Annotated in this window: 12 protein-coding genes; 10 read left to right on the top strand and 2 right to left on the bottom strand. The window is 63.0% G+C overall.

What is annotated here, in order from left to right; translation table 11 throughout:
* Positions 1 to 65: 65 nt before the first annotated feature.
* From ACJ8PN_RS19180 to ACJ8PN_RS19145, 8 genes are all read left to right on the top strand, one after another.
* Entirely contained in the window at positions 66 to 1,529 is a 1,464-nt protein-coding gene (locus ACJ8PN_RS19180) for a gamma-aminobutyraldehyde dehydrogenase (protein ID WP_351109181.1), read from the top strand.
* A gap of 73 nt (positions 1,530 to 1,602) precedes the next feature.
* Complete coding sequence (gene ydcS / locus ACJ8PN_RS19175) at positions 1,603 to 2,757, top strand: putative ABC transporter substrate-binding protein YdcS (protein WP_019452335.1); 1,155 nt, start codon at positions 1,603 to 1,605, stop codon at positions 2,755 to 2,757.
* A 53-nt stretch (positions 2,758 to 2,810) separates the two neighbouring features.
* Positions 2,811 to 3,839: an ABC transporter ATP-binding protein gene (locus tag ACJ8PN_RS19170; protein ID WP_351109179.1), complete on the top strand. Its 1,029-nt coding sequence runs from the start codon at positions 2,811 to 2,813 to the stop codon at positions 3,837 to 3,839.
* Position 3,840: 1 nt separating this feature from the next.
* Positions 3,841 to 4,785 carry an ABC transporter permease gene (locus ACJ8PN_RS19165; protein ID WP_033632317.1) on the top strand — a complete coding sequence of 315 codons (945 nt, stop codon included), beginning with the start codon at positions 3,841 to 3,843 and terminating at the stop codon, positions 4,783 to 4,785.
* Positions 4,775 to 5,581 carry an ABC transporter permease gene (locus ACJ8PN_RS19160; RefSeq protein WP_004941378.1) on the top strand — a complete coding sequence of 269 codons (807 nt, stop codon included), beginning with the start codon at positions 4,775 to 4,777 and terminating at the stop codon, positions 5,579 to 5,581. Before ACJ8PN_RS19165 ends, ACJ8PN_RS19160 begins: the two co-directional genes overlap by 11 nt.
* A 35-nt stretch (positions 5,582 to 5,616) precedes the next feature.
* Entirely contained in the window at positions 5,617 to 7,041 is a 1,425-nt protein-coding gene (gene patD / locus ACJ8PN_RS19155) for an aminobutyraldehyde dehydrogenase (protein WP_049186757.1), read from the top strand.
* Positions 7,042 to 7,126: 85 nt separating this feature from the next.
* A complete protein-coding gene (locus ACJ8PN_RS19150) occupies positions 7,127 to 9,037 on the top strand; it encodes an NAD(P)-binding protein (RefSeq protein WP_442535159.1) in 1,911 nt (636 codons plus the stop codon).
* Entirely contained in the window at positions 9,034 to 10,218 is a 1,185-nt protein-coding gene (locus ACJ8PN_RS19145; RefSeq protein WP_411261591.1) for a c-type cytochrome, read from the top strand. The genes ACJ8PN_RS19150 and ACJ8PN_RS19145 overlap by 4 nt, the downstream gene beginning before the upstream one ends.
* Positions 10,219 to 10,255: 37 nt before the next feature.
* Here the strand turns inward: ACJ8PN_RS19145 and hmpA are convergent, their stop codons facing one another.
* Complete coding sequence (gene hmpA, locus ACJ8PN_RS19140) at positions 10,256 to 11,446, bottom strand: NO-inducible flavohemoprotein (RefSeq protein WP_004941387.1); 1,191 nt, start codon at positions 11,444 to 11,446, stop codon at positions 10,256 to 10,258.
* A 357-nt stretch (positions 11,447 to 11,803) separates the two neighbouring features.
* Between hmpA and glyA the strand changes: the two genes are divergently transcribed.
* Together glyA and ACJ8PN_RS19130 are read left to right on the top strand one after the other, a co-directional pair.
* Positions 11,804 to 13,057 carry a serine hydroxymethyltransferase gene (glyA, locus tag ACJ8PN_RS19135; RefSeq protein WP_025303922.1) on the top strand — a complete coding sequence of 418 codons (1,254 nt, stop codon included), beginning with the start codon at positions 11,804 to 11,806 and terminating at the stop codon, positions 13,055 to 13,057.
* A gap of 156 nt (positions 13,058 to 13,213) precedes the next feature.
* Positions 13,214 to 14,359, top strand: coding sequence for a 3-phenylpropionate MFS transporter (locus ACJ8PN_RS19130; RefSeq protein WP_021504511.1), 1,146 nt, complete (start codon positions 13,214 to 13,216; stop codon positions 14,357 to 14,359).
* Here ACJ8PN_RS19130 and csiE read toward each other — a convergent pair whose 3' ends face one another.
* Positions 14,360 to 15,625: a stationary phase inducible protein CsiE gene (gene csiE, locus ACJ8PN_RS19125; RefSeq protein ID WP_166730267.1), complete on the bottom strand. Its 1,266-nt coding sequence runs from the start codon at positions 15,623 to 15,625 to the stop codon at positions 14,360 to 14,362.
* Positions 15,626 to 15,783: the final 158 nt, after the last annotated feature.

Genomic DNA, 15,783 nt, shown 5'->3' with positions numbered 1-15,783 from the left:
TAGGCTGATTAAAACTAACTTATTCACATTTGGTTAACGTTTTTGTCACTTAGGGGCGTCAGGCGATGGCGGATGTGCAGGTTCTCTCAGGTTTGTCCTGTCAGCAGTTCATTAACGGTCAGCTTATCGACGGCGAAGGCCAGCAGGAGTGCATCGTCAATCCGGCCAACGGCGAGACGCTGATCGCCCTTACCGAAGCCTCTTCGGCGCAGGTCGGCAGCGCGGTGAAAGCCGCGCAGCAGGCGTTTGGCCATTGGTCGCGCACTACGCCGGCCCAGCGCGCCACGCTGTTGCTGCGCATCGCCGACGCCATTGAGCGGCAGGCGCCGCAGCTGGCGCAGCTGGAAGCCCTCAACTGCGGCAAACCGCTGCATCAGGCGCTCAATGACGATCTGCCGGCGGCGGTCGACGTGTTCCGCTTCTTTGCCGGCGCGGTGCGTACGCAGCAAGGGCAGCTGGCCGGTGAGTATGTGCCGGGCCACACCTCGATGATCCGCCGCGATCCCATTGGCGTGGTGGCCTCGATCGCCCCCTGGAACTATCCGCTGATGATGGCGGCCTGGAAGATTGCGCCGGCGTTGGCGGCGGGCAATACCGTGGTGTTCAAACCGTCCGAGCACACGCCGCTGACCATTCTGGCGTTGGTGCCGGCGCTGCAAGAGATCCTGCCACCGGGCGTGCTGAACATTGTCTACGGCGGCGGTGAAGGGGTCGGCAGCCAGCTGGTGGGGCACCCGCAGGTGCGGCTGGTGTCGGTCACCGGCGATATCGTCACCGGGCAAAAAATCCTCCAGGCGGCGGCCAAAAGCGTCAAGCGCACCCATCTGGAGCTGGGGGGCAAGGCGCCGGTGATCGTTTGCGACGACGCCGATCTCGACGAGGTGGTCAACGGCATTCGCACCTACGGCTATTACAACGCCGGCCAGGACTGCACCGCCGCCTGCCGCATCTACGCGCAGGCCGGCATCTATCCCAAACTGGTGGACGCGCTGGGCGAAGCGGTCGCCAGCCTGCGCTTCGCCCGCAAGCGCGATGAGGACAACGAGATCGGCCCGTTGATAAGTGCCCGCCAGCGCGATCGCGTCGCCAGCTTTGTCGAGCGGGCGCTCAGCCAACCGCATATCGAATTGATCACCGGTGCCGCGGCGCACTCCGGGCCGGGGTTCTATTACCAGCCGACCCTGCTGGCGGGTTGCCTGCAAAGCGACGAGATCGTGCAGCGTGAGGTGTTTGGCCCGGTGGTCAGCGTCACGCGCTTCGAGCACCTGGAGCAGGCGGTCGCGTGGGCCAACGACTCGGAATACGGGCTGGCCTCGTCGGTGTGGACGCAAAATATCGATCGGGCGCTGCACATTGCCGCCCATCTGCAGTACGGCAGCACCTGGATCAACACCCATTTCACCTTGGCGAGCGAAATGCCGCACGGCGGCCTGAAACGCTCCGGCTACGGCAAGGATCTGTCCAGCGATTCGCTGCAGGATTACAGCGTTGTCAGGCACGTAATGGCGAAGTTCAAAGCCGGCTTCTAACGGTTATATCAAGAAAAATCAGGCGGCAGCCGTTCCCTGCCGCATACCGATAAGCAACACAGGGGTAATTACGATGGGAAAAACTACCGCAGTCACCACCACCGTCTCCGCGCTCTGCCTCACCGTGCTGTGTGGCCTGGCCCAGGCGGCCGATCTGCCGCAGTCGCTGGGCAAAGGCGAAGGCCGGCTGGACATCATCGCCTGGCCCGGCTACATCGAACGCGGCCAGTCCGACAAAAACTACGACTGGGTCACCCAGTTTGAGAAGCAAACCGGCTGCGCGGTGAACGTGAAGACCGCCGCCACCTCCGATGAAATGGTCAGCCTGATGGCCAAGGGCGGCTACGATCTGGTGACCGCCTCCGGCGACGCCTCGCTGCGCCTGATCTTCGGCAAGCGGGTGCAGCCGATCAATACCGCGCTGATCCCTAACTGGAAGAACATAGATCCGCGCCTGCTGAACGGCGCCTGGTACACCGTGGACGGCAAAACCTACGGCACGCCGTACCAGTGGGGGCCGAACCTGCTGATGTACAACACCAAAACCTTCCCAACGCCGCCGGACAGCTGGGCGGTGATCTTCCAGCAGCAGAACCTGCCGGACGGCAAGAGCAACCAGGGCCGGGTGCAGGCTTACGACGGCCCGATCTACATCGCCGACGCGGCGCTGTTCCTGAAGGCCACTCAGCCGCAGCTCGGCATCAGCGATCCTTACCAGCTCAACGAAGAGCAGTATCAGGCGGCGCTGAAGCTGCTGCGCAGCCAGCACGCGCTGATCCACCGCTACTGGCACGATACCTCGGTGCAGATGAGCGACTTTAAAAACGAAGGCGTGGTGGCCTCCAGCGCCTGGCCGTATCAGGCCAACGCCCTGAAGGGCGAAGGGCAGCCGATCGCCACCGTGTTCCCGAAAGAGGGCGTGACCGGCTGGGCGGACACCACCATGCTGCATGCCGATGCCAAACACCCGAGCTGCGCCTACCAGTGGATGAACTGGTCGCTGGAGCCGAAGGTGCAGGGCGATGTGGCGGCCTGGTTTGGGTCGGTGCCGGCCTCACCGGCGGGCTGCAAGGCCAGCGCGCTGCTGGGTGAGAAGGGTTGCGAAACCAACGGTTTCAACCAGTTTGACAAAATCGCCTTCTGGAAAACGCCGCAGGCGCAGGGCGGCAAGTTCGTGCCGTACAGCCGCTGGACCCAGGATTACATCGCCATCATGGGCGGCCGCTAAGCCGCGGGGCGCAGCCCGCTGCGCCCGAATTACATCAGAATGGAGCACAGAAAATGACCATTGCCGTGCAATTCATCGATGTTTCGCGGACTTTCGGCGATGTTCGCGCCGTGGATCGGGTATCCATCGACATTCAGGACGGGGAATTCTTCTCCATGCTCGGGCCGTCCGGCTCGGGCAAAACCACCTGCCTGCGCCTGATCGCCGGCTTTGAACAGCTCACTTCCGGCTCGATTCGCATTCACGGCCAGGAAGCCGCCAACCTGCCGCCGTATCAGCGCGACGTGAATACCGTGTTTCAGGATTACGCGCTGTTTCCGCACATGTCGGTGCTGGAAAACGTCGCCTACGGCCTGATGGTGAAGGGCGTCGCCAAACGCGAGCGGCAGGAGCGGGCGCAAGAGGCGCTGGAGAGCGTGGCGCTCGGTTTCGTCGCCGAACGCAAGCCGGCGCACCTGTCGGGCGGCCAGCGGCAGCGCGTGGCGCTGGCGCGCGCGCTGGTCAATCGGCCACGGGTGCTGCTGCTGGACGAACCGCTCGGCGCGCTGGATCTCAAGCTGCGCGAGCAGATGCAGGGCGAACTGAAGAAGCTGCAGCGCCAGCTGGGCATCACCTTTATCTTCGTCACCCACGATCAAAGCGAAGCGCTGTCGATGTCCGATCGGGTGGCGGTATTCAATAACGGCCGCATCGAGCAGGTGGATACGCCGCGCGAGCTTTACATGCGGCCGAAGACGCCGTTCGTCGCCGAGTTCGTCGGCACCTCCAACGTGGTGCGCAGCGAGCTGGCGCAGCGTCTGCTCGGCGAAAGCCGAACCTTCTCGATCCGGCCGGAGCATATTCGCCTGCTGGAGCAAGGCGGCGCGGCGCAGGACGAGATCCAGGTGCAGGGCACGCTGCAGGAAATCCACTACCAGGGCGCGGCCACGCGCTATGAGATCGCGCTGAACGGCGGCGAAAAGCTGCTGGTCAGCCAGGCCAATCCGCAGTGGATCGCCGAAGGGCAACAGCGGCAGATCGGCCAGCCGATCGTCGCCTGCTGGCCGCGCGCGGCGATGGTGCCACTGCTGGAGGAGAGGTGAGATGGACATGAGCATCGATTCCCCCTCGGCGCGCGGTGGTAGCGTGCGCGCGCTGTCGACCTGGCTCTATCGCCGGCCGACGCTGTATCTGCTGTTACTGCTGGTGCCGCCGCTGCTGTGGTTCGGCGCGGTGTACCTCGGCTCGCTGCTGACGCTGCTGTGGCAGGGGTTCTACACCTTCGACGATTTCACCATGGCGGTGACGCCGGATCTGACCTTCGCCAACCTGGCGGCGCTGTTCAACCCGGCCAACTACGACATCATCCTGCGCACGCTGACCATGGCGGTGCTGGTGTCGCTGGCCAGCGCGGTACTGGCGTTCCCGATCGCCTATTACATGGCGCGTTATACCAGCGGCCGCGTCAAGGCGTTCTTTTACATCGCGGTGATGATGCCGATGTGGGCCAGCTATATCGTCAAAGCCTATGCCTGGACTTTGCTGCTGGCGAAAGACGGCGTGGCGCAGTGGTTTCTGCAGCACCTGGGGCTGGAGCCGCTGTTGGCTTCGCTGCTGACGGTGCCCGGCGTCGGCGGCAACACGCTGTCGACCTCGGGGCTGGGGCGTTTTCTGGTGTTCGTCTATATCTGGCTGCCGTTCATGATCCTGCCGATCCAGGCGGCGCTGGAGCGCCTGCCGCCCTCGCTGCTGCACGCTTCGGCGGATCTGGGCGCCCGGCCGGCGCAGACCTTCCGCCACGTCATTTTGCCGCTGGCGGTGCCGGGCATCGCCGCCGGGTCGATCTTCACCTTTTCGCTGACGCTGGGCGACTTTATCGTGCCGCAGCTGGTGGGGCCGCCGGGCTATTTCATCGGCAGCATGGTCTACGCCCAGCAGGGCGCGATCGGCAATATGCCGATGGCCGCGGCCTTTACGCTGGTGCCGATCGTCCTGATCGCCATCTACCTTTCCATCGTCAAACGTCTGGGGGCTTTCGATGCACTCTGAACGCGCGCCCTTAGGGCTGAAGCTGGCCGCCTGGGGCGGACTTGTCTTCCTGCATTTCCCGTTGGCGATCATCGCCATCTACGCCTTCAACACCGAAGACGCGGCCTTCAGCTTCCCGCCGAAGGGCTTTACGCTGCACTGGTTTAACGTCGCCGCCGGGCGGCAGGACATCCTCGATGCGGTGCTGCTGTCGGCGCAGATCGCCTGCCTGGCGACCGCCATCGCGCTGGTGCTCGGCACCCTGGCGGCGGCGGCGCTGTATCGGCGCGATTTCTTCGGCAAAGACAGCATTTCGCTGTTGCTGCTGCTGCCGATCGCGCTGCCGGGGATCGTCACCGGCCTGGCGCTGCTGGCGGCGTTCAAGGCGCTGAACATCGAGCCGGGCATCCTGACCATCGTCGTCGGCCATGCGACGTTCTGCGTGGTGATCGTGTTCAACAACGTCATCGCCCGATTCCGCCGCACCTCATACAGCCTGATCGAGGCTTCGATGGATCTTGGCGCCGACGGCTGGCAAACCTTCCGTTACGTGATCTTGCCGAACCTCGGCTCGGCGCTGCTGGCCGGCGGCATGCTGGCGTTCGCGCTGTCGTTCGATGAAATCATCGTGACCACCTTTACCGCCGGCCACGAGCGCACGCTGCCGCTGTGGCTGCTGAACCAGCTTGGTCGCCCGCGCGACGTGCCGATCACCAACGTGGTGGCGCTGTCGGTGATGCTGTTGACCATGCTGCCGATCCTCGGCGCTTACTACCTGACCAAGGGTGGGGAAAGCGTCGCCGGCAGCGGCAAATAATTTCCTTACCCGACCTCTGACAAAAGGATAACCCTATGCAAAGCCAACTGTTGATTGACGGCCAACTGGTGAATGGCCAGGGCGCGACCCAGCCGGTGTATAACCCGGCGACCGGCGAAGTGATCGCGCAGGTGGCGGAGGCCAGCCCGGAGCAGGTCGATCGCGCGGTGCTGGCGGCGGACGCCGCGTTCGCCGCCTGGGGGCAAACCACGCCGAAGGAGCGCGCCGAGCATCTGCTCAAGCTGGCGGATCTGATCGACGAGCATGCCGAGACCTTCGCCAGGCTGGAGTCGCTCAACTGCGGCAAGCCTTATCACTGCGTGCTGAACGACGAGCTGCCGGCGGTGGCCGACGTGTTTCGCTTCTTCGCCGGCGCCAGCCGCTGCCTGACCGGCATGGCGGCCGGTGAGTATCTGGCCGGGCACACCTCGATGATCCGCCGCGATCCGCTCGGCGTGGTGGCCTCGATCGCGCCGTGGAACTATCCGCTGATGATGGCGGCCTGGAAGCTGGCGCCGGCGCTGGCGGCGGGCAACTGCGTGGTGATCAAGCCTTCGGAGCAGACGCCGCTGACCACCTTCAAACTGGCCGAACTGGCCGCCGGGCTGTTCCCGCCGGGCGTGCTCAACGTGCTGTTCGGGCGCGGCGCCAGCGTGGGCGATCGGCTGACCGGGCATGACAAGGTGCGCATGGTGTCGCTGACCGGGTCGATCGCCACCGGCGAGCACATCATCGCCCACACCGCCGCCGGCATTAAGCGCACCCATATGGAGCTGGGCGGCAAGGCACCGGTGCTGGTGTTCGACGATGCCGATCTGCAGCAGGTGGTGGACGGCATTCGCGGTTTCGGGTTCTACAACGCCGGCCAGGATTGCACCGCCGCCTGCCGCATCTACGCGCAGAAAAGCATTTATCCCGAGCTGGTCAAGCGGCTGGGCGAGGCGGTGGCCAGCCTGAAGATCGGCGCGCCGGACGACGAGAGCACTGAGCTGGGACCGTTGATTACCGCCCAGCATCTGGAGCGGGTGGCCGGTTTTGTCGAGCGCGCCAAAGCGTTGCCGCATGTGCAGGTAGTGACCGGCGGCGAGAAGGTGAAGGGGCCGGGCTACTATTTCCAGCCGACGCTGCTGGCCGGCGCGCGCCAGGACGATGAGATCGTGCAGCGCGAAGTGTTCGGCCCGGTGGTGACGGTGACGCCGTTTGACGACGAAGAGCAGGTACTGGCCTGGGCGAACGAATCCAACTACGGATTGGCCTCGTCCGTGTGGACCCGCGACGTGGGCCGCGCGCATCGCTTGAGCGCCCGCCTGCAATACGGCTGCACCTGGGTGAACACCCACTTCATGCTGGTGAGCGAGATGCCGCACGGCGGCCAGAAACTGTCCGGCTACGGCAAGGATATGTCGATGTACGGGCTGGAGGATTACACGGCCATTCGTCATGTGATGTTCAAACATTGATTTTACAATAATTATCCGCACAATAGCGCGGCCTTTGGGCCGGCCCCGGCCGGCCGATGATAATAAAAATTGAAAGGAAGCCTATATGGGTATCACCAGACGCGATTTTCTCAACGGGGTGGCGATCACCATCGCCGCCGGGTTGACGCCGCTGCAAATCCTGCGCGCGTCACCGCAAACCGCCAATCAAACCCTGTACTACCCGCCGGCGCTGACCGGGCTGCGGGGCAATCATCCGGGCTCGTTCGAGCATGCGCACCAGCTGGGGCGCGACGGCAAAACCTTTGACTTCGGCAGCGTGCCCGCCGTTGAAGAGTTCGATCTGGTGGTGGTGGGTGCCGGCATCAGCGGCCTGGCGGCCGCCTGTTTCTGGCAGCAGCTGAAGGGCGAGCAGCAGCGCATTCTTTTGATCGACAACCACGACGACTTCGGCGGCCACGCCAAGCGCAACGAGTTCAACAGCGACGACGGCATGCTGCTCGGCTACGGCGGCAGCGAATCGCTGCAGTCGCCGCGCTCCAACTTCAGCCCGGTGGCGATGGGGCTGCTGCGCAAGCTCGGCGTCGATATCGACCAACTGGAACAGGCTTTCGACACCACCTTCTACCCGGATTTGAATTTGAGCCGCGGCGTTTACTTCGATCGCAAGAACTTCGGCGTCGACAAGGTGGTGAGCGGCGATCCGGGCCGCACGGTGGCGGACGACATCCCGCGCGATCGCCTCAACGGCCGCTCTTATGAAGCGTTCATCGGCGATTTCCCGCTGCCGGAAAGCGATCGCCAGGCGCTGATCGCGCTGCACACGGTGGAGAAGGATTATCTGCCGGAGATGACGCTGGAGCAGAAGGTCGAATGGCTCGACACCCACAGCTACACCCAGTTCCTGCGCGAGAAGGTTGGGCTGAGTGAGCTGGCGATCCGTTATTTCCAGCAGACCACCAACGATTTCCAGGCGGTGGGCATCGATGGCACCTCGTGCAGCGATGCACGCATTTGCGATCTGCCGGGCCTGAACGGCATGAATCTGCCGCCGCTGGATGAAGAGTCGCAGGCGGATCTCGACGATCCTTACGTGTTCCACTTCCCGGACGGCAACGCCACGCTGGCGCGCCTGATGGTGCGCCAACTGATCCCGGCGGTGGCGCCGGCCGGCAAGGACATGAACGATGTGGTGCTGGCTAAATTCGACTACAGCCAGCTCGATCGGCCGGAATCGCCGGTAAAGCTGCGTTTGAACAGCACCGGGCTGCACGCGGCCAACGTCGGCGACAAGGTGGAGGTCACCTACATGACCGGCGAGAAGATGACCAAAGTGCGCGCCGGGCAGGTGGTGATGGCCGGCTACAACATGATGATCCCGTATCTGGTGCCGGAGATGTCGCACGAGCAGCAGGAGGCGCTGAAGCAGAACGTCAAGGCGCCGCTGGTGTACAGCAAGGTGGTGATCCGCAACTGGCAGCCGTTCATCAAGCTGGGCGTGCACGAGGTCTATTCGCCGGCCGCGCCGTACAGCCGCGTGAAGCTGGACTATCCGGTGAGCATGGGCGGGTATCAGCACCCGCGCGATCCGGATCGGCCGATCGGCCTGCATATGGTGTATGTGCCGACGCTGCCGGGTAGCGGCCTCAGCACGCGCGAACAGTCGCGCAAAGGGCGCGCGCTGCTGCTGGGCACGCCGTTCGAAGTGCACGAACAGATGATCCGCGAACAGCTGCAGGGCATGCTGGGCGAGGCCGGTTTCGATCATCAGCGCGACATTCAGGCGATCACCGTCAACCGCTGGTCGCACGGTTACTCCTACTTCCTCAATGGGCTGTTTGACGACGAAGACGAAGCCAAGCACATCATCGAAACGGCGCGGCAGCCGATCGGCAAGATAGCCATTGCCAACTCCGATGCCGACTGGAGCCCATACGCCAACTCGGCGATCGATCAGGCGTGGCGCGCGGTTAACGAACTGGCCTACGGCAAGGTTGCCGCCAAGGAGGGAGCATGAGTCTGCGTTCGCTGTACCTGTTGAGCCTGCTGGCCGCCGGCGGCTCGGCCCAGGCGATGTCGGCCGGGGAATACGTCGCCAAAGCCGGTGACTGCACCGCCTGCCATACCGCGCCGGGCGGCGCCGAATTGGCGGGCGGCATGAAGTTCCCGACGCCGCTCGGGGCTATCTACGCTACCAACATCACGCCGGACAAGCTGCACGGCATCGGCGCTTACTCATTCGAAGAGTTCGATCGCGCCATGCGTCAGGGGATCGCCAAAGACGGTCACCGGCTTTATCCGGCGATGCCGTACACCTCGTACGCCAAAATGAGCGCGGAAGACATGCGCGCGCTGTATGACTATCTGATGAACGAGGTACCGGCGCAGAACGTCGCCAACCGCGACAGCGATATCACTTGGCCGCTGTCGATGCGCTGGCCGCTGGCGGTGTGGAATCAGCTGTTCCACGACGACCAGCCGTATCAGGCCGATCCGCAGCAAAGCGCCGAGTGGAACCGCGGCGCCTATCTGGTGCAAGGCGCAGGCCATTGCGGCAGCTGCCACACGCCGCGCGGCTGGGCGATGCAGGAGAAGGGCCTGGACGGTAAGGAGCCGGCGTTCCTGAGCGGCGCCGAGCTGGACGGCTGGTACGCCTCCAATCTGCGCGGCCTGCCGCCGGAAGAGGTGACGGCGCTGCTGAAAACCGGCCGCAGCCGCCATGCGGCGGTCGCCGGGCCAATGAGCGAGGTGGTGACCCACAGCACGCAGTACCTCAGCGACGGCGATCTGAACGCCATCGCGGTGTACCTGCGCAGCCTGGCGCCGGACACCGCCGCCAAACCTGCCTCATCTGCTGCGCAGGCGGATAATTCGGGTGGCAAGGCGACCTATGCAATGTACTGCTCGACCTGTCACGGCAATAAGGGGGAGGGCACCGACTTCGCCATTCCGGCGCTGGCAGGCAATGCCACGGTAACGGCGGATAATCCGCTGACCGCGCTGCGGGTAGTGCTGGAAGGGGCGCATACGCCGATCACGCAGCAGGCGATGGCGTTCGACATGCCGGCTTATGGCTGGGCGTTGAACGATCGTCAAGCGGCCGATCTGATGAGCTATCTGCGGGGAAGCTGGGGCAACCAGGCGGCACCGGTGACGGTGCAGCAGGTGCAGGACGCGCGCCAACTGCAGGAGAAATGAAGGGGGAGCGCGGTCTGACGGCCGCGCTCCGCACGCATTACAGCACTTTATGCGGGCCGAAGCATTCGTAGTGGATGCGTTCGGCCTCTACGCCCATCTCCAGCAGCTGTTTCCCCACGAACTGCATGAAGGCTACCGGGCCGCAGAAGTAATAGTGCATCTGCGGATCGGCCAGGCTGCCTTGCAGCGCGCTTAAATCCATCAATCCGCGGCTGTGGTAGTCGCGGCCTTCCACGTCATCGGCGCCCGGCTCGCGGTACCACACATGGCGGCTCAGATTCGGCATGCGCCCGGCAATATCAGCCACTTCCTCGGCAAAGGCGTGCACGCTGCCGTTTTCCGCCGCGTGCAGCCAGTGGACCTGTGCCTGATGTTGGCTGTCGTGCAGGCTGTTGAGCATACCGAGCATTGGGGTTTGGCCGACGCCGGCGGAGATCAGGGCCACCGGCGTGGTCGGCGTCACGTCGAGGAAGAAGTCGCCGTGCGGCGGGGCGATGTCGATCACGTCGCCTTCCTGCGCCTGCTGGTGCAGGTAGTTGGACACTTTACCCTGATCTTCACGCTTCACCGCGATGCGGTAGAACTCGCCGTTCGGCGAGGTGGTCAGCGAGTACTGGCGAATTTCCTGATGCTCCAGGCTGTCGTGCTTGATGTAGACCGCCAGGTATTGCCCCGGTTTGAAGTCCGCCACCCGGCCGCCGTCCACCGGCGCCAGCACGAAGCTGCAGATCACGTCGCTCTGCGGCTGTTTCTTCAGGATGCGGAACGCGCGCAGATCGCGCCAGCCGCCGTTGTCGGTTTCGCTCTGCTGATAAATCTGCTCTTCACGCTGAATAAACACGTTGGCCAGTACGCCGTAGGCTTTTCCCCAGGCGTCCAACACTTCCTGACCCGGGCTGAACATTTCGTCCAGCGTCGCCAGCAGGTGGCCGCCGACGATTTGGTACTGCTCCGGCTGGATATTGAAGCTGGTGTGCTTCTGCGCGATGCGTTCCACCGCCGGCAGCAGCGCCGCTAGGTTCTCGATGTTGGCGGCATAGGCGCAGATGGCGTCGAACAGCGCCTGACGCTGATCGCCGTTGCGCTGATTGCTCATATTGAAAATGTCTTTCAATTCCGGGTTGTGGGCGAACATGCGATCGTAAAAGTGGGCGGTCAGCTTCGGCCCGGTTGCTGCCAGCAGGGGGATGGTGGATTTCACGGTGGCGATGGTTTGGCTATCCAGCATGGGAGCGCTCCTTGGGTTGGGATCTTGACGAGAATTTTAATGATGTATTTTAAATGCATCTTATTGGGTTCCACGCCGCTTGTAAATACCCTTGTTTTCGTTGCGGTGTTCTTCGGGCGTCGATCGCGCTCACAGAACATGAAAAAAGCGCATTGTTCGCATGAGGAAATGTCCGTTGATAAACGGCGGCGTTTCGCGGATCAAAGCCTTGCGCTGCCTTATGCCAATCGTTTGCGTAAAAACCTCTGTCAAGACCTATCTTCGGTAGGGCGAAACGGTTTACACTGTGGCCCAGACCCCAAACGGGTAGTTATTTGGTGATTTTTTAGTTAGCTGATTTAAGTCAGGAGATGCCGGATGTTAAAGCGTGAAATGAACATTGCCGATTACGATGCGGAACTGTGGCGTGCCATGGAGCAGGAAGTGGTGCGTCAGGAAGAGCACATCGAGCTGATCGCGTCTGAGAACTACACCAGCCCGCGCGTAATGCAGGCTCAGGGTTCCCAGCTGACCAACAAATACGCTGAAGGCTATCCGGGCAAGCGTTACTACGGCGGCTGCGAATACGTGGATATCGTTGAGCAGTTGGCTATCGACCGCGCCAAAGAATTGTTCGGCGCCGATTACGCCAACGTGCAGCCGCACTCCGGCTCCCAGGCTAACTTCGCCGTTTACACCGCGCTGCTGCAGCCGGGCGACACCATTCTGGGCATGAACCTGGCGCACGGCGGCCACCTGACCCACGGTTCCCCGGTTAATCTGTCCGGTAAACTGTATAACGTGGTGCCTTACGGCATCGACGACAAAGGTCAAATCGACTATGACGATCTGGCCAAACAGGCGCAAACCCACAAGCCGAAAATGATCATCGGCGGCTTCTCCGCCTACTCCGGCGTGGTTGACTGGGCCAAAATGCGCGAAATCGCCGACAGCATCGGCGCTTACCTGTTCGTCGACATGGCGCACGTGGCCGGCCTGATCGCCGCCGGCGTGTACCCGAACCCGGTGCCGCACGCGCACATCGTCACCACCACCACCCACAAAACCCTGGCGGGCCCGCGCGGCGGCCTGATCCTGGCGAAGGGCGGCGACGAAGAGCTGTACAAGAAGCTGAACTCCGCCGTGTTCCCTGGCGGCCAGGGCGGCCCGCTGATGCACGTGATTGCCGGCAAGGCGGTGGCGCTGAAAGAAGCGATGGAGCCTGAGTTCAAGGTTTACCAGCAGCAAGTGGCGGTCAACGCCAAGGCGATGGTGGACGTGTTCCTGCAGCGCGGCTATAAAGTGGTCTCCGGCGGCACCCATAACCACCTGTTCCTGCTGGATCTGGTCGACAAAAACCTGACCGGTAAAGAAGCTGACGCCGCCCTGGGCCGCGCCAACATCACCGTCAACAAAAACAGCGTGCCGAACGATCCGAAGAGCCCGTTCGTCACCTCCGGCGTGCGTATCGGCACCCCGGCCGTGACCCGTCGCGGGTTCAAAGAAGCCGACGTGCGCGAACTGGCCGGTTGGATCTGTGATGTGCTGGACAACATCAACGATGAAGCCACCATCGAACGCACCAAGAAGAAAGTGCTGGATATCTGCGCCCGCCTGCCGGTTTACGCCTAATCCCGCTTTCGCCTGACAAAACCCGCTGCGGCGGGTTTTTTTATGGCCGCTTGCGGCAAACTGTGAGCTGCCTGGCACTCTAACGCATTGAAGTGGAATGAAGATTGCGGGCCGGTGTGAGCTCTGTCAAAGTATTGCCCTCACACCGGAGGGATCATGGTTCTGCAATCCACGCGTTGGCTCGCGCTCAGTTATTTCACCTACTTCTTTTCCTACGGCATCTTCTTACCGTTCTGGGGCGTGTGGCTGAAAGGCGAGGGCATCGCGCCCGAAACCATCGGCATGTTGCTAGGCGCCGGTTTGGTGGCCCGCTTCCTCGGCAGTTTACTGATTGCTCCCCGCGTTAAAGATCCCTCTCATTTGGTCTCCGCCTTGCGTCTGCTGGCGCTGCTGACCCTGGCTTTCGCGGTTGGCTTTTGCTTCGGCAACGGCTGGGGTTGGCTGATGCTGGTGATAGCGGGGTTCAACCTGTTCTTCTCGCCGCTGGTGCCATTGACCGACGCGCTGGCCGCCACCTGGCAAAAGCAGATCCGTATGGACTACGGCCGGGTACGGCTGTGGGGCTCGCTGGCGTTCGTCATCGGCTCGGCGCTGACCGGGCAGCTGGTGGCGGTGTGGGGCCATAACGCCATTCTCTACAGCCTGATCTTCAGCGTGCTGGCGATGCTGCTGGGCATGCTGCTGAAGCCGAGCGTCATGCCGCAGGGCGAAGCGCGCACGCACGGCGGAGCCGAGCGTTCGCTGTGGGCGCTGTTGAAAGAAGGGCCGGTGTGGCGCTTCCTGCTGTGCGTCACGCTGCTGCAGGGGGCGCACGCCGGCTACTACAGCTTCGGCTCCATTTACTGGCAGGAGGCGGGCTATTCGGCCTCGACCATCGGCTATCTGTGGTCGCTGGGCGTGGTGGCGGAGGTGATTATTTTCGCCAGCAGCAATGTGCTGTTCCGCCGCTGGAATGCGCGCAACCTGCTGCTGCTTTCCGCCTGCTGCGGCGTGCTGCGCTGGAGCCTGATGGCCTACAGCACCGAGCTGGGTTGGCTGCTGCTGATCCAGATCCTGCACTGCGGCACCTTCACCGTGTGCCATCTGGCGGCGATGCGCTTTATCGCCGCGCGCCAGGGGCAAGAGGTGATCCGGCTGCAGGCGGTGTATTCGGCGTTGGCGATGGGCGGCGGTATCGCCGTCATGACGGTCATTGCCGGGTTCCTGTTCGAACATTGGCAGGGCGGGGTATTCTGGGTGATGGCGGCGGTCGCGGCGCCGGCCTTGTTCATCCGGCCGCCGGCGGTCAGCGTCAGCCGGTGATTAAGGCGCTTCCAGCAGCGCGCGAATGGCCTGGCGCTGCCGGGTTTCCAGCGGCAGTTCGGTATAGATCAACGGCGGGTGCGGATCGTTGTGCACCGCCGCATAAGGGGTGATCACCAGCGTGACGCCCTGCGGCGCGCCGCCGCGCAGATAGTCGCTCAGCGGTAGGTATTTGATGTTCAGCGGCAGCAGCGTGAGCTCGCGGATCTGATATTCCACTTCCTCTTCCAGCTGCGGATTGTCCAGCGTCAGCAGCAGCACCTGTTTTTCCTGCAGCGCGTTGTCCTGCATCAGCCAGGCGCCGAAGCTGATGGCCACCAGGCCCGCCTCCTCGTTGGAAAAATGCACGCCGTACTCCTGCTCCAGCGGTATCAGCGCTTCCTGTGTGGTGCGCATCAGCCGCGGGTATTTGCGCACCACGTCTTCCAGCAGCATATTGTCGATGCCGATGGCGAAACGGCAGCGCTCCAGCGCCGGCGCCAGGTGGGCGAACAGCTGGCTGACCAGCTCGGCCTTGCTGCTGAAGGCCATGCCGGAAAGTTGCTGGAAACGCTCGACCATGCTGCCGATCGCCGCCATCAATCTCTGCTCTTGCGCCGAGTCATTGCTGTGGTAGCTGTGATTTTTCAACAGGGTGAAGGTCAGCGCCAAAAAATCGCGCTCGTCCGCGTGCGGCGGCTGGTTAAACAGCCGGTTGCAGGCCTGATGCAGCCAGGCGGCGGCTTGCTGCTCCGGCTTTTTCCGCAGCCAGTCGCGTTGAACGGCGTCGAAACGCGGATGGTGATGCAGGCGGTTTTGCCAGGCGCAGTAGAGCAGATAATGCTGCAGGAATTGGCGGTCGCGCGCGTCGAAGTGGCGGTTGAGCAGCGGCTCGCAGGCATCTATCACTTGAGCCAGCTGCGACGCCGACCCGGCATCGGCCGTCAGCGCCAGCCGCAGGCGCGGGGCGAAGTCGCTTTCGACGAACTGCGGGCTGCAGCGCAGGGCCCGCCGCAGCCAATGGATCAGGCACAGGCGTTGGTCGAGCGCGCTGCCCCGCAGTTGGTAGCCATGGTCGGGATCGACGGCGATCTCCAGGTGGTGGAAACGCTGGATTTCACTGGCCACCTCGGCTATATCTTGCCGGGTTATCGGGGGGGCGACGCCGTTGATTCGGCTTAGGGTCTCCAGCTGTAACTCGGGCTCCGGCGTGTACAGCATCAGCAGCAGATGGCAGCGCCGTTGTTGTCCGGAGAGCTCAGGCACGGGAGAGGTGTCCAGGCTCATTATCACCTTCCGGCATAAAAGGTTGCGATTATGCCTAAGCATAGCAAAAGGCTTTGTAACGTCAGGATGACAGCGTGGCTTTTACTTCGGCTTACAACTTTCGTCACAAATATCGCCGGCAGAGGCGGGTCGTTTGGCAGTTATTTGTGTTACGTTAT

The sequence above is a fragment of the Serratia sp. CY76391 genome (genome assembly GCF_052166695.1).
Lineage (GTDB): Bacteria > Pseudomonadota > Gammaproteobacteria > Enterobacterales > Enterobacteriaceae > Serratia > Serratia nematodiphila.
The sequence above is the reverse complement of the archived record's forward strand: the minus strand, read 5'-3'. Positions and strand labels throughout refer to the sequence as shown.